General features: G+C 70.8%; 19 protein-coding genes. 14 read left to right on the top strand and 5 right to left on the bottom strand.

What is annotated here, in order from left to right; translation table 11 throughout:
• The first annotated feature begins 144 nt into the window (after positions 1-144).
• Both AC07EG_RS23490 and AC07EG_RS23485 read left to right on the top strand, forming a co-directional pair.
• Positions 145-1,218: a Glu/Leu/Phe/Val dehydrogenase dimerization domain-containing protein gene (locus tag AC07EG_RS23490; protein WP_478255307.1), complete on the top strand. Its 1,074-nt coding sequence runs from the start codon at positions 145-147 to the stop codon at positions 1,216-1,218.
• The gene (locus AC07EG_RS23485; protein ID WP_478255306.1) at positions 1,215-2,075 is read left to right on the top strand and encodes a serine hydrolase; all 861 of its coding nucleotides are present in this window, start codon (positions 1,215-1,217) and stop codon (positions 2,073-2,075) included. The genes AC07EG_RS23490 and AC07EG_RS23485 overlap by 4 nt, the downstream gene beginning before the upstream one ends.
• On the opposite strand, the gene AC07EG_RS23480 is transcribed toward AC07EG_RS23485, so the two are convergent.
• Positions 2,060-3,007, bottom strand: a complete 948-nt coding sequence (locus AC07EG_RS23480) for a LysR substrate-binding domain-containing protein (protein ID WP_478255305.1) — start codon at positions 3,005-3,007, stop codon at positions 2,060-2,062. The two genes, AC07EG_RS23485 and AC07EG_RS23480, sit on opposite strands and share 16 nt — an antisense overlap.
• Before the next feature lie 84 nt (positions 3,008-3,091).
• On the opposite strand from AC07EG_RS23480, the gene AC07EG_RS23475 reads away from it, so the two are divergent.
• Positions 3,092-4,042 (top strand): MBL fold metallo-hydrolase, encoded by a 951-nt coding sequence (locus AC07EG_RS23475; protein WP_478255304.1) that lies wholly within the window; start codon positions 3,092-3,094, stop codon positions 4,040-4,042.
• Positions 4,043-4,049: 7 nt separating this feature from the next.
• Here AC07EG_RS23475 and AC07EG_RS23470 read toward each other — a convergent pair whose 3' ends face one another.
• On the bottom strand, positions 4,050-4,238 hold the full coding sequence (locus AC07EG_RS23470; RefSeq protein ID WP_478255303.1) for a DUF5302 domain-containing protein: 189 nt from the start codon (positions 4,236-4,238) through the stop codon (positions 4,050-4,052).
• Positions 4,239-4,389: 151 nt separating this feature from the next.
• On the opposite strand from AC07EG_RS23470, the gene AC07EG_RS23465 reads away from it, so the two are divergent.
• On the top strand, positions 4,390-4,875 hold the full coding sequence (locus tag AC07EG_RS23465; RefSeq protein ID WP_478255302.1) for an SgcJ/EcaC family oxidoreductase: 486 nt from the start codon (positions 4,390-4,392) through the stop codon (positions 4,873-4,875).
• Here AC07EG_RS23465 and AC07EG_RS23460 read toward each other — a convergent pair.
• Both AC07EG_RS23460 and AC07EG_RS23455 read right to left on the bottom strand, forming a co-directional pair.
• Entirely contained in the window at positions 4,857-6,560 is a 1,704-nt protein-coding gene (locus AC07EG_RS23460) for an FAD-dependent oxidoreductase (protein WP_478255301.1), read from the bottom strand. The two genes, AC07EG_RS23465 and AC07EG_RS23460, sit on opposite strands and share 19 nt — an antisense overlap.
• Complete coding sequence (locus AC07EG_RS23455) at positions 6,560-8,014, bottom strand: flavin-containing monooxygenase (protein WP_478255300.1); 1,455 nt, start codon at positions 8,012-8,014, stop codon at positions 6,560-6,562. The genes AC07EG_RS23460 and AC07EG_RS23455 overlap by 1 nt, the downstream gene beginning before the upstream one ends.
• Before the next feature lie 119 nt (positions 8,015-8,133).
• Between AC07EG_RS23455 and AC07EG_RS23450 the strand changes: the two genes are divergently transcribed.
• From AC07EG_RS23450 to AC07EG_RS23440, 3 genes are all read left to right on the top strand, one after another.
• Positions 8,134-9,180, top strand: coding sequence for an AraC family transcriptional regulator (locus AC07EG_RS23450; protein ID WP_478255299.1), 1,047 nt, complete (start codon positions 8,134-8,136; stop codon positions 9,178-9,180).
• A gap of 65 nt (positions 9,181-9,245) precedes the next feature.
• A complete protein-coding gene (locus AC07EG_RS23445) occupies positions 9,246-10,700 on the top strand; it encodes a carotenoid oxygenase family protein (protein WP_478255298.1) in 1,455 nt (484 codons plus the stop codon).
• A gap of 340 nt (positions 10,701-11,040) precedes the next feature.
• Positions 11,041-11,772, top strand: a complete 732-nt coding sequence (locus tag AC07EG_RS23440) for a TetR/AcrR family transcriptional regulator (RefSeq protein WP_478255297.1) — start codon at positions 11,041-11,043, stop codon at positions 11,770-11,772.
• On the opposite strand, the gene AC07EG_RS23435 is transcribed toward AC07EG_RS23440, so the two are convergent.
• Complete coding sequence (locus tag AC07EG_RS23435) at positions 11,753-12,010, bottom strand: hypothetical protein (RefSeq protein WP_478255296.1); 258 nt, start codon at positions 12,008-12,010, stop codon at positions 11,753-11,755. The genes AC07EG_RS23440 and AC07EG_RS23435 overlap by 20 nt on opposite strands.
• Before the next feature lie 111 nt (positions 12,011-12,121).
• Here AC07EG_RS23435 and AC07EG_RS23430 point away from each other — a divergent pair, with 111 nt between their 5' ends.
• From AC07EG_RS23430 to AC07EG_RS23400, 7 genes are all read left to right on the top strand, one after another.
• Positions 12,122-12,535: a hypothetical protein gene (locus AC07EG_RS23430; protein WP_478255295.1), complete on the top strand. Its 414-nt coding sequence runs from the start codon at positions 12,122-12,124 to the stop codon at positions 12,533-12,535.
• Between the two features lie 297 nt (positions 12,536-12,832).
• Positions 12,833-13,843, top strand: coding sequence for a LacI family DNA-binding transcriptional regulator (locus tag AC07EG_RS23425; RefSeq protein WP_478255294.1), 1,011 nt, complete (start codon positions 12,833-12,835; stop codon positions 13,841-13,843).
• A 104-nt stretch (positions 13,844-13,947) separates the two neighbouring features.
• Positions 13,948-15,303, top strand: a complete 1,356-nt coding sequence (locus AC07EG_RS23420; RefSeq protein WP_478255293.1) for an ABC transporter substrate-binding protein — start codon at positions 13,948-13,950, stop codon at positions 15,301-15,303.
• Entirely contained in the window at positions 15,300-16,187 is an 888-nt protein-coding gene (locus tag AC07EG_RS23415) for a carbohydrate ABC transporter permease (RefSeq protein WP_478255292.1), read from the top strand. Before AC07EG_RS23420 ends, AC07EG_RS23415 begins: the two co-directional genes overlap by 4 nt.
• Positions 16,184-17,071: a carbohydrate ABC transporter permease gene (locus AC07EG_RS23410; RefSeq protein ID WP_478255291.1), complete on the top strand. Its 888-nt coding sequence runs from the start codon at positions 16,184-16,186 to the stop codon at positions 17,069-17,071. The genes AC07EG_RS23415 and AC07EG_RS23410 overlap by 4 nt, the downstream gene beginning before the upstream one ends.
• 27 nt (positions 17,072-17,098) lie before the next feature.
• A complete protein-coding gene (locus AC07EG_RS23405) occupies positions 17,099-18,739 on the top strand; it encodes a glycoside hydrolase family 13 protein (protein ID WP_478255290.1) in 1,641 nt (546 codons plus the stop codon).
• On the top strand, positions 18,736-19,755 hold the full coding sequence (locus AC07EG_RS23400) for a glycoside hydrolase family 99 protein (RefSeq protein WP_478255289.1): 1,020 nt from the start codon (positions 18,736-18,738) through the stop codon (positions 19,753-19,755). Before AC07EG_RS23405 ends, AC07EG_RS23400 begins: the two co-directional genes overlap by 4 nt.
• The last annotated feature ends 46 nt before the right edge of the window (positions 19,756-19,801 follow it).

Genomic DNA, 19,801 nt, shown 5'->3' with positions numbered 1-19,801 from the left:
CGGGAGGATCTTCCCCCTCTACGGTTCTCGGTGGGACCCTCCGGCCGCGGGAACGACCTTCCCGTCGGGCGCGATCCCGGTTGCAACCCCGATTCCGCGCGTGCCACGAGCCACGCGCCGGTGCCCGACAAAGGAGTCACTACCGTGACGGACGGTGTATTCGGCCGCGATACCGGCCACGAACAGGTTGTTTTCTGCCACGACAAGGCCAGCGGCCTCAAGGCCATCATCGGCATCTACTCCACCGCACTGGGCCCCGGCCTCGGCGGCACCCGCTTCTACCCGTACGAATCCGAGGCCGACGCGCTCGACGACGTGCTCGCGCTGTCGAAGGGCATGGCCTACAAGAACGCGCTGGCCGGGCTGGACCTCGGCGGCGGCAAAGCGGTGATCATCGGCGACCCCGCCACGACGAAGTCCGAGGCCCTGCTGCGGGCCTACGGCCGGTTCGTGCAGTCGCTCAACGGCCGCTACATCACCGCCTGCGACGTGGGCACCTACGTGCAGGACATGGACATCGTCGCCCGCGAGAGCCGGTTCGTCACCGGCCGCTCGCCCGAGGACGGCGGGGCGGGTGACTCCTCGGTGCTCACCGCCTTCGGTGTCTTCCAGGGCATGCGCGCCTCCGCCGAGCACCTGTGGGGCAGCCCCGACCTGGCCGGGCGCCGGGTCGGCGTGGCCGGGGTCGGCAAGGTCGGGCACATCCTGGTCGGGCACCTGATGGACGCCGGTGCGCGCGTGGTGGTCAGCGACGTCTCGGCCGCCGCGATCGAGCGAACCGTGGCCAAGTACCCCCAGATCGAGGTGCTCGACAGCGCCGACGAGCTGATCCGCGCCGAGCTCGACGTGTTCGCGCCGTGTGCGCTCGGTGGGACGCTGAACGACGACACGGTGCCGGTGCTGCGGGCCAAGATCGTCTGCGGCGCGGCGAACAACCAGCTCGCCCACCCCGGCATCGACAAGCTGCTCGACGACCGCGGCATCCTGTTCGCCCCCGACTACCTGGTCAACGCCGGTGGCGTGATCCAGGTCAGCGACGAACTGCACGGTTTCGACTTCGCCAGGGCCAAGCGCAAGACCGCGCAGATCTTCGACACCACGAAGTCGGTGTTCAAGCTGGCCGAGGCCGAAGGCGTGCCCGCGGCCACCGCCGCCGACCGGCTGGCCGAGCGCCGGATGTCCGAGATCGGCTCGCTGAAGGCCATCCACCTGGGGTGATCGAAAAACTCTTCACGACGGCGGGTGTGCACGGGTGGCTGCACGCCCGCCGTCTCGGTACCGAGGCCGAGGTCGGCTTCCGCGCCGACGAACCGGTGGTGCTGGCTTCGGTGGTGAAGGTGCCGCTGGTGCTGGAGTTCGCCCGCCAGGTGGTGGCCGGGCAGCTCGACCCGCGTGACCGCGTGCGCATCGGCGCCGCCGACCGACTGGGCGGGTCCGGCACCGCGGGCTGCGCGGACGACGTCGAGCTGAGCCTGCGGGACGCGGCCTACTTCGCGATGTCGGTCAGCGACAACACCGCGGCCGACGTGCTGTGCGACCGCGTCGGCCTGGACAACGTGCGGTCGCTGCTGCGTGAGCTGGGGCTGACGCGCACCCGGATCGCCGGTGCGCCGCGGGACATCGTGGCGTCGATGGTCGAGGACGCCGGAGGGGCCGAGCGGTTCGCCGGGTTGTTCCGCACCTTCTCGGCGGACCGGGTCCTGGCCATGCGGGCGCTGGACCCCGGCTGGACGAACGCGAGCACCCCGCGTGAGATGACCCGGCTGCTCGACCGGCTCTGGGCCGATCCCGGGGAAGCCGCGCGGCAGGTGCGGCAGTGGATGGGGCAGCAGGTGTTCTGGTCCCGGCTCGGGGGTGCCTTCCCGCCGGAGGCGCGGGTCTCGGGCAAGACCGGCACGCTGCCGTGCATCCGCAACGAGATCGGCGTCGTCGAATATCCGGACGGCACGCGGTTCGCGGTCGCCGTGTTCACCCGTTCGGATTCGCTGGTCCAGCGGCAACCCGCGGTCGAGCAGGCGATCGGCGCCGCGGCGGCCGCGGCGGTGGCGCAGTTGCGCGGTCAGCCGTCGCCGTAGACCACGTTCCACGGGCGCAACCCGGCTGCCGCGGGCGCGGCGGAATGCGAAACGGTTTCCTGAAGGTTCGCGAAGGCCGCCTCGGCGAAGGCCTGGGCGTCCGGATTGCCGGGTGGCCAGGCGAAGCGCAGCCGCCGGGTCAGGGCGCCCGGGGTGAGCGGTCGCCACACCACCCGCGGTTCCTTCTGCGCGACCGTGCCTTCGGCCACCGCCACGCCGTGCCCGGCCAGCACCATGCCCAGCACGAACTCCGGGTTCCGCGCGTGGTGCACGGCCGCCGGGTGGAAGCCGTGTGCCCGGCACGCCCGCAGCAGGGCGTCGTAGTACCCGGGGGCCGAAGCACGCGGGAAGAGCACGAGACCCTGCCCGGTCAACGCCGCCGGATCGAGCTCCGCCCGCGCGGCCAGCGGTGAGTCACGCGGCAGCACGACACCCAGTGGGGTTTCGAGCACCGGCCCCAGCTCCAGACCGGCGGCCTCCACCGGCTGGTGCAGCAGGCCGACGTCGAGCCGGCCATCGGCGAGCAGGCGAAGTTGCTCGGTGGTGCTCAGCTCTTCCAGGTCGACGCGGGCGCCGGGCCGGTGCCGGGTGAACGCGGTCAGCAGTCCGGCGAGCACCCGGCCGGGCATCTCCGGCGGCACCCCGGCCCGCAACGCGGTGGCCGCACCGCGACCGGCCTCGCCGACCAGGGCGGCCATCCGGTCCCAGCGGGCGATCAGGTCACGGGCTTCGGCGAGCAGCACCTGCCCGGCGTCGGTCAGTTCCACGTGACGGCTGTCGCGGTCGAACAGCTTCGCGCCGAGGTCGCGTTCCAGCCGCTGGATGCGCTGGCTCAGCGGCGGCTGCGCGATGCCGAGCCGGTCGGCGGCCCGGCCGAAGTGAAGTTCGTCGGCGACCACGAGGAAGTAGCGCAGTGCACGCAGGGGGTCCACGCTGCGACGATATCGTTTCGCATATCGCCGTCAGCGGGTGCTGATCTTGGACAGCGCCCCGGCCGCCGTGCTCGGCTGTCGATCATGAGCGATGGAAAGAGCAGATTCGGCAGGCGCGGTTTCCTCGGGGCTTCGGCGGCACTGGCGGCGAGCCTGCCGGGCATCCCGGCCGCCGCGACACCCCCGCGGCCACGGGCCGACCTGGCGTTGCGCTGGTGGGGCAACAACAGCTGGGAGATCCGCCTGCCGAACGGCAAGGTCGTGCTGATCGACCCGTGGCTGACCCGGTTCAAGACCGGCACCTACACCAAGGCCGGTGCCGACCCGAACACCCGCATCGAAGTGAACCACCGGCTGATCGACGCCCTGGTGGGCTCCGGTGAACTGCGGGCCGACCACATCCTGGTCACCCACGGCCACTACGACCACATCACCGACGTGCCGTACCTCGCGCAGAAGACCGGGGCGACGGTGATCGGCACCGAGACCCACCTCAGCCTGCTGCTCGCGCTCGGTGCGCCCGAGGACCAGCTCGCGATCGCGACCGGCGGTGAGTTCCACGCCTTCGACGGTTATTCGATCCGCGTGCTGCGGTCACTGCACTCGGCGAGCGGGGACCGCGCCAAGGTCGCCTTCGCCGGTACCCGGCCGCTGTCCCGGCGTGACCAGCCGCGGGTGATCAGCGAGCTGCTGGAGGGCGGCACGCTGGCCTACCAGGTGGAAAGTCCTTCGGGTTTCGCCGTGCTGAACTTCGGCGGTTCCAACTACGTGGAGTCCGAGCTGGCGGCGCTGCGCCCGGACGTCGTGCTGCTGCCCCCGGGCGGGGACAAGGTGGCCGATTACGTGCCGCGGCTGCTGCGCACGCTCGGCTTCCCTCGCTACGTGGTGCCGACCCATTGGGACGACTTCGACTACCCGCTGGACGAGCCCGCCAAGGACTGGGGCGGGCTCGCCAAGCTGCGCGCCGCGGTGGCGTCGGCCAGTCCGGGCAGTGCCTTCCGGGTGGTCGACCACCGCGAGGTGTTCCGGCCGTAAGGGCGCCTCAGCCGCTCTTGCGGCGGAACTCGCGCTTGCCACCGGCCGGGCCGTGGGCGTTGTGCACCTTGGACCCGCGGTCCTCGTGCGCGGAACGGGCCTTCGTCTGGGCCTGCTTGCGCTCGAGGGCTTCGCGGAACTTGCGCTTGACGTCGTCCTCCGCGCCGTTTTCCGGCGTGGGTTGCGTGTCAGACATGAGGGACCTCCGAACAACGTCTGATATCTCCGGCCAGCCTGTCAGTCGCCGGTGCCCTTGGCGAGCGCATTCCTCGGATTGCCCCGTGCCGCCTTCATGGGTAGTGTCAGTACATGTAGCTACACTACCTATCAAAGAGCCAGGAGGGATCATGGGCAAGGCGCGTTCCGGCTGGGTGGCGGCCGCGGTGGGGGTGCTGTTGATCACGGCGGTGCCCGCCACCGCGGTCGAGGACCACCACCCCGGCGACCAGGCGGCGTTCGACCGGCTGCACGACCGGCAGGCGAAGGCGTGGGCGGAGGAGGACGGCGCGGCGTTCGCGGCCACCTACACCGAGGACGGCGACGTGGTCACCTTCAACGGCGAGCACCTGCACAGCCGCGAGGGCATCGCGCGCGGCATGCAGTACTACTTCGACAACCACATCGACGGCAGCCGGATCAAGCGGCTCAGCGAGAAGGTCCGCTACCTCGACCGCAACACCGTGGTGATCGTCCGCTCGTCCTGCCTGACCCAGGGCGACGCGCCGGACTGCCGCCCGGACTCGCTCTCGACCAACACGAACCTGCTGGTCCGGCGGCACGGGCAGTGGTTGCAGGAGTCCTTCCAGAACACCCGTTACTTCGAAATCCCCTGATCGGGCGCCCAGACGGGCCGGATCGGCAACCGCAACGCGGCCGGCGCGCTCGGGGGGACCACGGGGTGCGCCGGCGGCACCGGCGCCAGCCGCCGGTACGCCGAGCCGAGCGGCGGGCGCGGGTCCGGTTCGCCCTTGTTCGGCCAGAAGGACATCGCGCGCTCGGACTGCGCGGTGATGGTCAGCGACGGGTTGACGCCGAGGTTCGCCGAGATCGTCGAGCCGTCCACCACGTGCAGGCCGGGGTAACCGTGGACCCGCTGGTACGGGTCCACCACCCCGGTCTCGGCGGACTCGCCGATCGTGCAGCCGCCGATGAAGTGCCCGGTGATCGGGATGTTCGCCAGTTCGGTCACCGAGCCCTGCGGCAGCCCGCCGATCTTCTCGGCCACCCGCCGGGTGACCTCGTTGCCCACCGGGATCCACTCCGGACTGGGCTCGCCGTCGCCCTGCCGGGTGGTCATCCGCCTGCCCAGCAGTCCGCGCCTGGTGTAGGTGGTCACCGAGTTGTCCAGGTTCTGCATCACCAGCAGGCCGATCATCTTCTCCGACCACCGGCGCGGGTTGTGCAGCTTGAGCAGGTACCGCCGCTGCCGGACCAGCTCACGCAGGCCCAGCACCCAGCGCCGCCTGCCCGGCTCGGCGTCCACCAGCACGGTGGCGAGCAGGCCCATGGCGTTGCTGCCCTTGCCGTAGCGGACCGGTTCGACGTGGGTGTCCCCGTCCGGGTGAATCGACGAGGTGATCGCCACACCTCGCGTGAAGTCCGCATCAGTCCGCAGTGACCGGGCGGCGAGCACCGCTTCGGAGTTGGTGCGGGCGAGGTAGCCCAGTCGCGGGGAGAGGCCCGGCAGGGAACCGCGGTCGCGGAGCCGGTGCAGCAGCCGCTGGGTGCCGAGCGCGGCGGCGGCGAAGATCACCTGGTCGGCGTGGAAGGTCCGCCGCCGGAACTTCCCGGTGCGCACGGTCGTCACCGCGTACCCGCCATCGGGCAGCGGGCGCACGTCGACCACGGTGCTCAGCTCGTGCACCTTCGCCCCGGCCCGTTCCGCCAGGTACAGGTAGTTCTTGACCAGGGTGTTCTTCGCGCCGTGGCGGCAGCCGGTCATGCACTCGCCGCAGTGGCTGCACCCGCGCCGCGACGGCCCGGCCCCGCCGAAGAACGGGTCCGGCACCTCCTCGCCGGCGCGTTCCCCGAAGAAGACCCCGACCGGGGTGCGCCGGTAGGTGTGCGCGATGCCCATGTCCTCGGCGACCTCGCGCAGCACGCGGTCCGACGCCGTGGTCGCCGGGTTCTCGGTCACCCCGAGCATGCGCTTGGCCTGGTCGTAGTGCGGCGCCAGCTCGGCCTTCCAGTCGGTGATGTGCGCCCACTGCGGATCGGCGTAGAAGGTGTCCGGCGGCTCGTAGAGGGTGTTCGCGTAGACCAGCGAACCGCCGCCGACCCCGGTGCCGCTCATCACGAAGGTGTTCTTCAGCAGCGTGAGCCGCTGGATGCCGTAGCAGCCGAGCCGCGGGGCCCACAGGTACTTCCGCAGCCGCCACGAGGTCTTCGCGAACTCGTCGTCGGCGAACCGCCGCCCGGCTTCGAGCACGCCGACCCGGTAGCCCTTCTCGGTCAGCCGCAGCGCGGACACGCTCCCGCCGAACCCGGAGCCGATCACCAGCACGTCGTACCGTTCCATCACGAACCCACCGCCCTGAACTCCGACAGGCGCAGCCGCCGCGTCCGGAGGTGGTACTCCGAGACCAGGCCGGGCCAGTTGGTCGAGACCCGGCCGTCGTCCTGGCGGTACCAGCTGGTGCAGCCGGTCCACACGCTGCCGGCCAGCCGCGACTGGATCTCCTCGTCGTACGCGCGTTCCACCTCCGGCCGGACGTCCAGGTAGGACACCGACGGCCGCGAGAGGTGCTCGACGGCCTGGCGGATGTAGCGCGCCTGCCGTTCCAGCATGTAGATGATCGAACCGGCGCCGAGATTGGTGTTCGGGCCGTACATCCAGAACAGGTTCGGGAAGCCGGGCACGGTCATGCCGAGGTGCGCGCGGGCGCCCCGGGCCCAGACCTCGCCGAGGTCCTTCCCGCCCAGTCCCCGCACCTTCAGCGAGCCGAGGAAGTCCAGCGCGGCGAACCCGGTGCCGTAGACCAGCACGTCGGCCTCGTGCTCCACGCCGTCCTGGGTGAGCACGCCGCGCGGGGTGATCTCGGTGATCGGCGTGGTCTCCACCTCGACGTCGGGCGAGGCCAGCGCGGGCAGGTAGTCGTTGGTGAACAGGATGCGCTTGCACCCCATCGGGTAGTCCGGGGTGATGCGCTCCAGCAACTCGGGGTCGGTGATGTGGCGCCGCCGCAGCTGCGCGGTCCGCAGTTCGAACGGCTTGGCCAGCACGGTGTGCTTGGTCATCGCGTAGGTGGCGTACTCGGCGAGCAGCCAGATCCGCAGCCTGCCGAGCAGCTGGGTGACCGGCAGCTTCCGGAACAGCAGGCGGTGCCAGGCGCGGTAGACCGTGTCGTTCTTGGCCATGATGTACGGCGGGGTCCGCTGGAACACGGTGACCCGCCCGGCGACCTTCCTGATCTCCGGCACGAACTGGATGGCGCTGGCCCCGGTGCCGATCACCGCCACCCGCTTGCCGGTCAGGTCCACGTCGTGGTTCCAGCGGGCGGAGTGGAAGGCGGGTCCGGCGAAGGTGTCCTGGCCGGGGAGGTCGGGCTGGGCCGGGCGGGAGAGCTGGCCGGTGGCGGGCACGAAGACCTTCGCCTCGAAGGTCTCGCCGGTGCTCGTCTCCACCGTCCAGCGGCCGCGCCGCTCGTCGAAGCCGGCGCTGGTCACCTCGGTGCCGAAGCGGATGTGGCGGTCCACCCCGTACTTCGCGGCCACGCGCTTGAGGTAGGCGTGGATCTCCGCCTGGCCGGGATAGCGCCTCGACCAGTCGGGATTGGGCTCGAAGGAGAACGAGTAGAGCGGCGACGGGATGTCGCAGGCGGCACCGGGGTAGGTGTTCTCGCGCCACACGCCGCCGATCTCGTCCGCGCGTTCCAGCACGGTGAACTCGGGCAACCCGGCTCGCTTCAGCTCGATGGCCAGTGCGATGCCGCCGAAGCCGCTGCCGGCGATGAGAACGGACGCTGTGCTCATGCCCAGCGAAGTTACTGGCCGGTCGCCAATTGCAGAAGGCTCCGAACGGTCAATCGATTGAGACTTCCGGCCACACCCTGGGTGGCGACCGTTCGCGACCGGGATCGATAATTCCGGCCATGGTGGAGTTCGCGGCCCCGGCCGTGCGCGATTGGGACTTCCCGCGGAGCACGGCGAGCGTGCTGCTGATGTCCGCGTTCGCGGCCGAGCACGGGAACCCCGGGGTGCTCGCCGGCACCTCCCTGACCCCGGCGCGGGTCCGCGACCCCGAGGTGCAGATCGACGCCGGGCAGGAGCTGGCCGTGGTGCGCAACCTGCTCTCCGGGCTGCCGCCGGAGCAGGACCCGGACGCCGCGGCGCTCGCGCTGGGCCGCCGCTACCACGTGACCACCTTCGGCATCTTCGGCTTCGCCTGCATCAGCAGCCCGACGCTGGCCGACACGATGGCCTTCGCGCTGCGGTACCTCGACCTGAGCTTCACCTTCTCCATCCCGCACGTGGCCGTGGCCGGCGGGGAGATCCGCCTGGTGCTGCACGACGAACTCGTGCCCGGCGACGTCTCCCGGTTCCTGGTGCTGCGCGACCTGTCCGCCATCTACACCGTGATGTGCGAGCTGCTCTCGTCCATTTCACTGCGGCGGCTGCAGTTCCGCTTCGGCGAGCCGTCCACTGTGGATTCCTATGTGGCGGCGTTCGGCGTGCGGCCGTCCTTCGGCGGCCCGGTCAACCTGGTCGCCCTCGACGCGGCGCACCTGGACCGGCCGCTGCCGCAGGCGAACGTGCAGACCGTGGCCATCTGCGAGGCGCAGTGCCGGGACCTGGTCACCCGCCGCCGGGCCCGCACCGGGATCTCGCACCAGGTCCGCGACCGGCTGATCCGGCTCGGCGGGGCGGACACCGGCATGGACGCCATCGCCAGGGAGCTGATGATGAGCCCGCGCACGCTGCGGCGCCGGCTCACCGAGGCGGGCACCAGCTACCGCGCCCTGGTCGACGAGGTCCGCGAGGCGCTGGCCGAGGAACTGCTGGCCACCGGCGTGCTCTCGGTGGAGGAGGTGGCGGTGCGGCTGGGTTACGCCGAGGCGTCCAGCTTCATCTACGCCTTCAAGCGCTGGAAGGGCGTCACCCCGGCGGCCTACGCCCGTTCACTCGGCCGGACCGGCTGAGCGGGTGGTCGGGCCGCCGCGGAAACCGTAGGGTTGGAGTTCGCCGTCCAGCCGGGGAGGCCGCCTTGACCAGCAGCCACGACCAGCCGGTGCTCGTGGCCGGTACCGAAGAGCCCAACCCCTACCTGCTCGGCGTCTACGCGCCGGTGACCACCGAGATCGACAGCGCCGACCTGCGCGTGATCGGCCGCATCCCGCGTGACCTCAACGGGGTCTACCTGCGAAACGGCCCGAATCCGCGGTACCGCCCGGACGGCCGTTACCACTGGTTCGACGGCGACGGCATGGTGCACGCGGTGCACCTGGAGAACGGCCGCGCCCGCTACCGCAACCGCTGGATCCGCACCAAGGCGTTCGAAGCCGAGTCCGAGGCGGGCCGCGCGCTGTGGACCGGGGTGATGGAGAGCCCGAAGGGCAATCCGTTCGGCAACCACCACGGCCTCGGCCTCAAGGACGCGGCCAACACTGACCTGGTCTTCCACCGCGGCAAGGTGCTGGCCACCTGGTACCTGTGCGGCAGCCCGTACGCGCTCGACCCGCTGTCACTGGAGACCATCGGCGCCGAGGACTTCCTCGGCACGCTGGTGGGCGACGTGATGGCGCACCCGAAGGTGGACGAGCGCACCGGCGAGCTGTTCTGGTTCGACTACGGCCCACGGCCGCCGTACCTGCGTTACGGCGTGGTCGGCGCGGACGGCCGGGTGGTGCACACCACCGGCGTCGAGCTGCCGGGCCCGCGCCTGCCGCACGACATGGCGATCACCGAGCACCACGCGGTGCTGATGGACCTGCCGCTGCTGCCGGACGCCGAGGCCGCGCGCCACGGCAGGCACAAGATCGTCTTCGACCGCTCGCTGCCCGCGCGGTTCGGGGTGCTGCCGCGGCACGGCACCGGCGATCAGGTGCGGTGGTTCGAGGCTTCGCCCTGTTACATCTACCACGTGGTGAACTCGTGGGAGGCGGGCGAGGAGATCGTGCTCGACGTCTGCCGCGTGAGCCGTCCGCAGCCGCGGGCCGACGCGCGCACCCCGCTGGCGAAGATGCTGTCCTACCTCCGGCTCGACGCGCAGTTGTACCGCTACCGCTTCAACCTGCGCACCGGCGCGACCAGCGAGTCGTCGATGGACGACGCGAACACCGAGTTCCCCAGCGTGGACGCGCGCAAGGTCGGCAGGCTCAGCCGGTACGGCTACCACGTGAAGATCTCGCCGGAGTCGACGCTGCTGTTCGACGGGCTGGTCTGCTACGACAACGCGACCGGCGTGAAGGCGGAGCACGACTTCGGCCCGGGGCGCTGGGGCAGCGAGGCGCCGTTCGCCCCGCGTGACGGCGCCACCGTGGAGGGCGACGGCTACCTGGTCACCTTCGTGCAGGACGAACGTGAAGGACGGTCCGAACTGGACATCTTCGACGCGGGCGACCTGGCGGCCGGTCCGGTGGCGCGGGTGCTGCTGCCCCAGCGGGTTCCGCTGGGTTTCCACGCCACCTGGGTGCGTGCTGATCAACTCGGTCGCCACTGACGGGAACCGGTCCGGGCGGAGCGGCGTCGATACTGGTGCACCTCGCTCAGGCGGTGTGCGACCGGTCGGCGACGCGGCGTCCGCGATCCGGCACGCTCTTGCCCGGGGGGAGAGCGTATCGGAGGGCGCCGCGCCGTCGCGGGCTGTGAGTGCGCAACCGCAGAACGAAAGAGCTTGTTGATGCTCCCCCAATCCGGCATGATCCACTCGACGATTACCGGGCGATCGTGATTGGACGGGCATCGCAAGATGATCACCAAATGTCTCGTTGAACAGGCAGAACAACAACATTTGGCAACCTGTCAAGCATGGTCATCCGATGAGCATTAAGCTTCCCGGAATGGCTGGAGCCCCAGAGAGTCCCTCGCCGCTGCCGGGCCAGCAGCGGCCACGGTCGAGGTTCGCGGCGGGCCTGCCTGCGGTGACCGCGGAGCGGATCGTCGACGCGGCGCTGCGGCTGACCGTCGAACGCGGCCTCGACAGCTGGACGCTGCGCCAGCTCGCCTCCGCGGTGGAGGCCTACCCCGCGGTCATCTACCACCACGTCGGTGACCGGGAGTCGGTGGTGCGCGCGGTGATCGAACGGGTCGGCGAGGAGATCCCGCTGCCCGACGCCGGTCTGCACTGGCGTGACTTCTACTGGCAGCTGCTCGCCGACCTGCGGGTGGTGCTGCGCCGGTACCCGGGGGTGGCCAGGCGGTTCTCGCTGTACGGCCCGCTGATCCCGTCGATCAAGCCGCTGATCGACCGCGGGGTGCGGGTGCTGCAGCGCGACGGCTTCGGCGAGGAGAGCGTGACCGCCTACAACCTGCTGCTGGGCACGGCCGCCGCGCTGGTGTCCAAGGAGGACGACCACCTGGCGCAGCCGCTGATCAAACCGGACAGTCCCGAGACCTACGCCGAAGCGCGGGACAGCGAGGACCAGCCGGGGCTGGCGGCGCTGGGGCGGAACGTCTACGAACGGGTGAAGGACCCGGAGCGGCTGGCGGCGCACTTCACCGAGTTCTACGAGTACTCGGTGCAGATCGCCATCGACGGCTTGGAGCGCAGGCTCACCCGGATTCACCCGTAGCGCCGCCGGGGCGCTCGCCGCGTTCCTGGCGGGGGAAGTAACCGTCGGGCGGGATGGCGTGCCTGCGGGGGCCTTCGCCTGCGCCGAACCGGTCTCCGTCGAACTGGCGGGCGATGCCCGGCCTGCCGTCGCGGGGGCCGTCGTTGTCGTTGAGCGCCGAGACCAGCCCGACGACCCCGCCGCCGACGAGCAGCCCGGCGAGCCCGGCGGCGACCAGTCCGGTGGCCCGGTGGCGCACGAAACGGCCGAAGCCGGTGGGGGCCTTCTTGGGTGGGGTGGGGTAGCGCGGGGGCGGGCCGCTCTGCTGGTGCGCTGCTGTTTGGGTGGGTGGTGGCTGGGACGCGCCCGGTTGCTGGTGGGCGGCGGTGGGCTGATCCGCTCCGCCTTGCTGGTGGGCGGCGGTCTGCTCGGTGGGCTGGCCCGCGCCTTGCTGGTGAGCTGGGGTTTGCTCGGTGGGCTGGCCTGCGCCTTGCTGGTGGGCGGCGGTCTGCTCGGTGGGCTGGCCTGCGCCTTGCTGGTGGGCGGCGATTTGTTCGATGGCTGGCTGGCCCGCGGCGGTCTGCTGACTCGCTCCGGCTTGCTGGTGAGCAGTGGTTTGCTCAGCGGCGGGCTGGCCCGCGCCCTGCTGGTGGGCCGCAGTCTGCTCGGCCGTGGGCTGCGGCCCGACGGTTGGCTGGGCTGCGGTCTGCTGCGCCGTGGGTTGCTGGATCGTGGGTGGTGCGCCGGCGCCTGGCTGCGCTGCAGTCTGCGGTGTCGTGGGTGAGCTGGCGGTCGGCTGTGCCGCGGGCTCGGCCGCAGGCTGCGAGCCGGCGCCTGGCTGCGCTGCGGTCTGCTCCGCTGCGGACTGGGTGGTCGGCGGTGTGCTGGCGGGCTGTTCGACGGTGGGCTGCTCGCCGGGGCCCGGGGTCTGGTTGTCCTTCTCGGTCATCTCGCGCTCCCCTGGTGACGCGGGTCCTCCCGCTGCTCCGAGCATGACCGGGGTTCCTGAGGCAGGCCTGATCCGGACCTGTTCATCCGCTGTGTGCGGATACTTGCAGTGGACTGTCCCATAATTGCGACCATGAAACGTCGGATCGCGGAAGTCGCGAAGCAGGTGGGGGTCAGCGAAGCCACGGTGAGCCGGGTGCTCAACGGCAGGCCGGGGGTCGCCGAGAGCACGCGGACCGCCGTGCTCACCGCGCTCGACGTGCTCGGGTACGAACGGCCGACCCAGTTGCGCGGGGAGCGCGCCCGGCTGGTCGGGCTGGTGCTGCCCGAACTCCAGAACCCGATCTTCCCCGCCCTCGCCGAGGTCATGGGCAACGCGCTGGCCCAGCAGGGCTTCACCCCGGTGCTGTGCACCCGCACCGCCGGCGGGGTGTCCGAAGCGGACTACGTCGACCTCCTGCTCCAGCAGCAGGTCTCCGGCGTCGCCTTCGCCGGGGGGCAGTACGCCCAGGCCGACGCCGTGCACACGCACTACCACCGGCTCGTCGACCGCGGCCTGCCGGCCGTGCTGCTCAACGCCGCCGTCGGCGAACTCGGCATGCCCCAGGTCTCCTGCGACGACGCGATGGCCGTGGAGCAGGCGATCGGTCACCTGCTCTCCCTCGGCCACGAGCGCATCGGCCTGCTGCTCGGTCCCGCCGACCACGTGCCCTCCCGCCGCAAGCACGAGGCGTTCCGCAGCTGCCTGGCCGAGGCCGGGCTGCCGGACGACCCGGAGGCCGTCGCGCACGGCATGTTCTCCCTGGAAGGCGGGCACGCGGGTGCGGCGAGGCTGCTCAAGCGCGGGGTCACCGCGATCCTCTGCGCCAGCGACCCGCTCGCGCTCGGGGCCATCCGCGCGGCCCGGCGGCACGGGTTGTCCGTGCCCGAGGACATCTCGGTGGTCGGCTACGACGACTCCGCGCTGATGCAGTGCGTGGACCCGCCGCTGACCACCATCCGCCAGCCGATCGAGGCGATGGGCCGCGCGGTGGTGGAACTGCTGGTCAAGAAGATCAACGGCGGCCAGGTGCCCGCCGAGGAACTGCTGTTCGCGCCCGAACTGGTGGTGCGCGGCTCGACCGGGAAGGTCCGCATGCGCTAGTAATTGTCGAGTATTTACAAGTAGCTGTTCGGATATTGCATCGACCGGCCTCGCACTTTAGAGTGACTGCCGTCACAGGAGGCCGGTCGAGAAGAGGCGCCCGCATGAACAGTCCGCGCAGAGTCCTGGTTGCCCTGGCCGCGATCGGCCTGCTGGCCGTGCCCGCCTGTTCCGGCGGCTCGGAGGAGCGCTCGGCCGACGGCCGGATCAAGGTCTCGATCAACGGCCAGCCGCCGCCGACCCAGGCGTTCGAGCGGATGGTCTTCGACCAGGACGTGGCCGAGTTCGAGGCCGGTCACCCGGACATCGACCTCGAACCGCACGAGGGCTTCATGGAGGTCGAGTCCTTCTCCGCGAAGCTGGCGGGCGGGCAGCTGGAAGACGTGTTCTACGTCTACTTCACCGACCCCGCGCAGATCATCGCCCGCCGCCAGGCCGCCGACATCACCGACGCGGTCAAGGAACTGCCGCACGTCGACCAGCTCCAGCCGCAGCTGCTGGACGTCTTCCGCGACCGCGGCGGCAAGCTCTACGGCCTGCCCACCGCCAACTACTCGATGGGCCTGGTCTACAGCCGCCCGCTGTTCACCAGGGCCGGGCTCGATCCGGACCACCCGCCGCGGACCTGGGCCGAGGTCCGCGCCGCCGCCGGCAAGATCGCCGCGCTCGGTGACGGGGTGGTCGGCTACGCGGACTTCAGCAAGGGCAACCAGGGCGGCTGGCACCTGACCGCCTGGCTCAACTCGCTCGGCGGCCAGATCGCCCGCAAGGACGGTGACACCTGGAAGGCCGACTTCAACAACGACCTCGGCCGCACCGCGCTGGCGCACCTCAAGCAGATGCGCTGGACCGACGATTCGATGGGCAGCAAGCAGTTGCTGACCGATGCCGACGTGCAGCGGATGATGGGCTCCGGCCAGCTCGGCATGTACCTCGCCGCCCCGGACAACATCCCCGTGCTGGTCAAGCAGTTCAACGGCAAGTACGAGGACTACGGCCTGGCGCCGGTGCCCGAGGGCAAGGGCACGCTGATCGGTGGCGAGGGTTACATGGTCAACCCGAAGGCGTCGCCGGAGAAGATCAAGGCCGGGCTCACCTGGATCCAGTGGAAGTACCTCAACCCGGACCGCTTCGACTCCTTCACCAAGCGCTACGCCGACGGCGGGCAGCCGGTCGGGCTGCCCGCGCTGCCCAACCCCGACATCTGGACCGGCGCCCTGCGTGCGCAGCAGGAAGCCGTCAAGGCGAAGTACGCCAACGTGCCCGCGCAGAACTACGCCGCCTACCTCGACGCCGGGACCACCATCAAGGGCCACCTCGAACCCCCGAACGCGCAGCAGGTCTACGCCACGCTCGACACCGTGATGCAGGCGGTGCTGACCGATCCGTCGGCCGATCCCGCCGCGTTGCTGGCCACCGCGGAGCAGAAGGTCAACGCCACCCTGGCCCAGCTCAGGTGAGGACCGCGACCAGGCGGCGCCGAAGGCTCGCCGAGAACGTCACGGCCTACGGCCTGCTCAGCGCCGCACTGGTCGTCTTCGCGGTGTTCTCCTGGTTCCCGATCGTGCGCGGGTTGGTGCTCAGCTTCCAGCAGGTGAACTTCGTCGACGACCCGGAGTGGGTCGGGTTCGACAACTTCGAGCTGCTCTTCGACGACCCGCTGTTCGGCGTGGCCTGGCGCAACACCCTGCTGTTCACCGGCCTGGCGCTGGTCTTCGGCTTCGCCATCCCGTTCGTCACCGCGGTGCTGCTCAACGAACTGCGGCACGCGCGGGCGTACTTCCGGCTGGTGGTCTACCTGCCGGTGATGCTGCCGCCGGTGGTCACCGCGCTGCTGTGGAAGTGGTTCTACGACCCGGGGCCGGGCCTGTTCAACGAGGGCCTGCGGGCGGTCGGGCTGCCCGGTTCGGCCTGGCTCGACTCCGGCGACACCGCGATGCTCTCGCTGGTTCTGGTCTCCACCTGGGCGAACATGGGCAGCACCACGCTGATCTACCTGGCCGCGCTGCAGACCATCCCCGGTGACCTGTACGAGGCCGCCGAACTCGACGGCGCCGGGATCTGGCGCCGGCTCTGGCACGTCACCGTGCCGCAGACCCGGTTCGTGCTGCTGGTGCTGTTGCTGTTGCAGGTGGTGGCCACCATGCAGGTGTTCACCGAGCCGTTCGTGATGACCGGCGGCGGCCCGGACGACTCCACCGTCACCGTGCTCCTGCTGCTCTACCGCTACGCCTTCGTCTACAACGACTTCGGTTCGGCCAGCGCGCTGAGCCTGCTGCTGTTCATCGCGCTCGGGGTGTTCTCGGCCGCGTACGTCCGGCTCACGGGAAGGAGTGCGGTATGAGGGGCGCCCCCGGACCGCGCACGCTGGTCTCGCCGTCGCAGCTGCGCAGTACCCGCGGCAAGGTCGTCTACTGGGTGGTCTTCTCGCTGGTGCTGGTGGCGTTCACCCTGGCCTTCCTGTTCCCGCTGTACTGGGCGGTGACCGGGGCGATGAAGCCACCGGACGAGCTGGCGCGCACCCCGCCGGCGCTGGTGCCGCAGCAGTGGCAGCCGGAGACCTTCGCGCAGGCGTGGTCCGAACTGGACCTGGGCCGGTACTTCCTGAACACGGTCGTGGTGGCCGGTGGGGCGTGGCTGCTGCAACTCGCCGTCGCGGTGCCCGCCGCGTTCGCGTTGTCGAAGCTGCGGCCGGTGCTCGGCGGCGCGGTGCTCGGGCTGATGCTGGCCACGCTGATGCTGCCCGCCTCGGCGCTGCTGGTGCCGACCTACCTGACCGTGGCCGACGTGCCGCTGCTCGGGGTGAACCTGCTCAGCACCCCGGCCGCGATCTGGCTGCCCGCCGCCGCCAGCGCGTTCAACATCTACCTGCTCAAGCGGTTCTTCGACCAGATCCCGGACGAACTGGTCGAGGCGGCCACCATCGACGGCGCCGGCCCGGTGCGCGTCCTGCTCCGGATCGTGCTGCCGATCTCGCGGCCGGTGCTCGCGGTGGTCTCCATCTTCGCCGTGGTGGCCGCGTGGAAGGACTTCATCTGGCCGCTGCTGGTGCTGCAGGACCCCGGCACGCAAACGCTTTCGGTGCTGCTGCAGCGGGTGGCGCCGGACCTGCGGCTGGATCTGCTGGTCGCCGGGCTGGTGCTGGCCAGCCTGCCGATGGTGGGGCTGTTCCTGGTGTTCCAGAAGCAGATCCTCGCCGGACTGACCGCGGGCAGCCTCAAGGGCTGATCCGCACGACCCCAGGAAGGTGCTGCAGTGAGCGAATCCCCACCGGGTGCACAGGGTTCGGATTGGTGGCGGCAGGCGGCGATCTACCAGGTCTACCTGCGCAGCTTCGCCGACGGGGACGGGGACGGCATCGGTGACCTCGCCGGTGTCCGGTCCCGGCTGGCCCACCTCGCGGACCTGGGCGTGGACGCCATCTGGTTCACCCCGTGGTATCCCTCCCCGATGGACGACGGCGGTTACGACGTCGCCGACTTCCGCGACATCGAGCCGACCTTCGGCACGCTCGACGACGCCGGGCGCGTGCTCGACGAGGCGCACGAACTCGGCCTCAAGGTGATCATCGACATCGTGCCGAACCACTGCTCGGACACGCACCGGTGGTTCACCGCGGCGCTCGAAGCCGGGCCGGGCTCCCCGGAACGCGAACGGTTCTGGTTCCGCGACGGCCGCGGCCCCGGCGGTGCCGAACCGCCGAACAACTGGCGCTCGCGCTTCGGCGGTTCCGCCTGGACCCGCGTGGTGGAGCCGGACGGCACACCCGGCCAGTGGTACCTGCACCTGTACAGCTCGCGGCAGCCGGACCTGAACTGGGAGAGCGCGGAGGTGCGGGCCGAGTTCGAGGACGTCCTGCGGTTCTGGTTCGACCGCGGGGTGGACGGTTTCCGCATCGACGTGGCCGACGGCATGGTCAAGGACCCCGAGCTGCCGGACGTCGAGCCGGGCGACGAAACCCCGTTCTCCGACCGCGAAGGCGTGCACGAGATCTACCGGGCGTGGCGGCGGATCGCCCGGAGCTACCCGGACGAACGCCTGCTGGTGGGGGAGATGTGGCTGCCGGACCTGCGGCGGTCGGCGCGGTACCTGCGGCCGGACGAGATGCACGCGGCGTTCAACTTCGACTTCCTGGTCTGCCCCTGGGATGCGGCCCGGTTCCGCGAGGTGATCGACCGGACGCTGGACTCGCACGACGAGGTGGGCGCACCGGCGTCGTGGGTGCTGTCCAACCACGACGTGACGCGCCCGGTCACCCGGTACGGCCGGGCCGGGAACACCGGGTTCAGCTTCGCCGACCGGTTGCACGGCACGCCGGTGGACCGCGCGCTCGGCACCCGGCGCGCCAGGGCGGCCGCGTTGCTGGCCATGTCCCTGCCCGGCGGGGTCTACCTGTACCAGGGTGAGGAACTGGGGTTGTGGGAGGTCGAGGACATCCCCGGTGAGCTGCGCCAGGACCCGGTGTGGGAACGCAGCGACCACGCCGACCCGGGCCGGGACGGGTGCCGGGTGCCGATGCCGTGGTCCGGTGCCTCTTCGCCGTTCGGGTTCAGCCCGGACGACGCGGAGAAGGAACCGTGGCTGCCGCAGCCCGCGGAATGGGCCGCCTGCACGGCTTCCGCCCAGGCCGGTGACCCGGATTCCGTGCTTTCCCTCTACCGCGCGGGTTTGCGGCTGCGCGAGCACGCGCGGGGCGGGTTCGCCTGGCTGGACCAGCCGCCCGGAGTGCTCGCCTTCCGGCGCGGGGATTCGTTCGCCTGCCTGCTCAACTTCGGCGCGGAAGCGGTGCCGCTGCCCCCGCACCGGGAGCTCATGTTGTCAAGCGCGCCCCTGGACGACGGGAAGCTGCCTGGCGATACCGCTGCCTGGTTGCGCCTGCCCGAAGGAGAGCGATGAGAATCCTCCTCGCGGTCGCCCTGGTGCTGGCCGCCCTCACCACCCCCACCGCGGCAGCGGCGCCGTGGTCGGCGAAAACGCACATCTTCTACTACCCGTGGTACGGGAATCCCGAGGTCCACGGCTCGTACCGGCACTGGCCCCAGGGTGGGCACCAGCCACCGCAGGACGTCGGTGCGGACTTCTACCCGGCGCTCGGGCCGTACGACTCCGGCGACTTCACCGGTGCGGTCGACCAGCACATGGCGTGGATCCGGCGCGCGGGCGTCGGCACACTGGTGTACAGCTGGTGGGGTCGCGGGTCCTACGAGGACGGCTTGGTGCCGGGAGTGCTGGCGGCGGCGGCGAAGCACGGGCTGAAGGTGGCGTGGCACCTGGAGCCGTACGGTGGCCGGACCGCACAGTCCACTGTGGACGACATTGCGTACCTCAACGAGCGCTACGGTGGCAGCCCGGCGTTCTACCGGGACGCCGCCCACGGCAACCGGCCCGCGTTCTACGTGTTCGACAGCCTGTCCGTCGCGGACTGGGCACCGATCGCGCCGTTGCGGGCGAACAACATCGTGCTCGCGCAGACCACCGACCTGAGCCGGGTCACGCACTTCGGCGGCATCTACACCTACGACGTGCTGGCCACGATGAACCCGGTCGGCTGGAAGGGCATCGCCGACCACGCCAGGGCGAACGGGCTGATCTGGGCGCCTTCGCTGGGTCCCGGTTACCTCGACGACCGGGCGGTTCCGGGCAACAGCACCCCGACGCTGCCCCGGGACGACGGGCGGACCTACGACACGCAGTGGGCGAACGTGCTGAACCCGGCGAACGGCGGGGCGCCGGACTGGGTGTCGATCACTTCGTTCAACGAATGGCACGAGGGGTCGACCGTCGAACCGGCGAGCTCGGCGCCCCCGGCGGGCCGCGGTTACCAGACCTACGACGGTGCCTACGGCCACACCGGCGCCGCCGCGGAAACCGCCTACCTGGACCGGACCGCCCACTGGACGGCTCAGTTCTGAGGTACCACGCCGAAGGGCCCTGTTCACCAGCGGTGAACAGGGCCCT

This window comes from Amycolatopsis sp. NPDC045836 (assembly GCF_056431745.1).
This window is presented reverse-complemented; position numbering and strand designations above follow the sequence as displayed.

What these genes read in the sequence shown, in the direction of transcription:
- AC07EG_RS23475 (WP_478255304.1), top strand. Translation starts at nt 3,092, where the DNA reads ATGAGCGATGGAAAGAGCAGATTCGGCAGGCGCGGTTTCCTCGGGGCT.
- AC07EG_RS23470 (WP_478255303.1), bottom strand. Translation starts at nt 4,238, where the DNA reads ATGTCTGACACGCAACCCACGCCGGAAAACGGCGCGGAGGACGACGTC.
- AC07EG_RS23465 (WP_478255302.1), top strand. Translation starts at nt 4,390, where the DNA reads ATGGGCAAGGCGCGTTCCGGCTGGGTGGCGGCCGCGGTGGGGGTGCTG.
- AC07EG_RS23460 (WP_478255301.1), bottom strand. Translation starts at nt 6,560, where the DNA reads ATGGAACGGTACGACGTGCTGGTGATCGGCTCCGGGTTCGGCGGGAGC.
- AC07EG_RS23455 (WP_478255300.1), bottom strand. Translation starts at nt 8,014, where the DNA reads ATGAGCACAGCGTCCGTTCTCATCGCCGGCAGCGGCTTCGGCGGCATC.
- AC07EG_RS23450 (WP_478255299.1), top strand. Translation starts at nt 8,134, where the DNA reads ATGGTGGAGTTCGCGGCCCCGGCCGTGCGCGATTGGGACTTCCCGCGG.
- AC07EG_RS23440 (WP_478255297.1), top strand. Translation starts at nt 11,041, where the DNA reads ATGGCTGGAGCCCCAGAGAGTCCCTCGCCGCTGCCGGGCCAGCAGCGG.
- AC07EG_RS23425 (WP_478255294.1), top strand. Translation starts at nt 12,833, where the DNA reads ATGAAACGTCGGATCGCGGAAGTCGCGAAGCAGGTGGGGGTCAGCGAA.
- AC07EG_RS23420 (WP_478255293.1), top strand. Translation starts at nt 13,948, where the DNA reads ATGAACAGTCCGCGCAGAGTCCTGGTTGCCCTGGCCGCGATCGGCCTG.
- AC07EG_RS23410 (WP_478255291.1), top strand. Translation starts at nt 16,184, where the DNA reads ATGAGGGGCGCCCCCGGACCGCGCACGCTGGTCTCGCCGTCGCAGCTG.
- AC07EG_RS23400 (WP_478255289.1), top strand. Translation starts at nt 18,736, where the DNA reads ATGAGAATCCTCCTCGCGGTCGCCCTGGTGCTGGCCGCCCTCACCACC.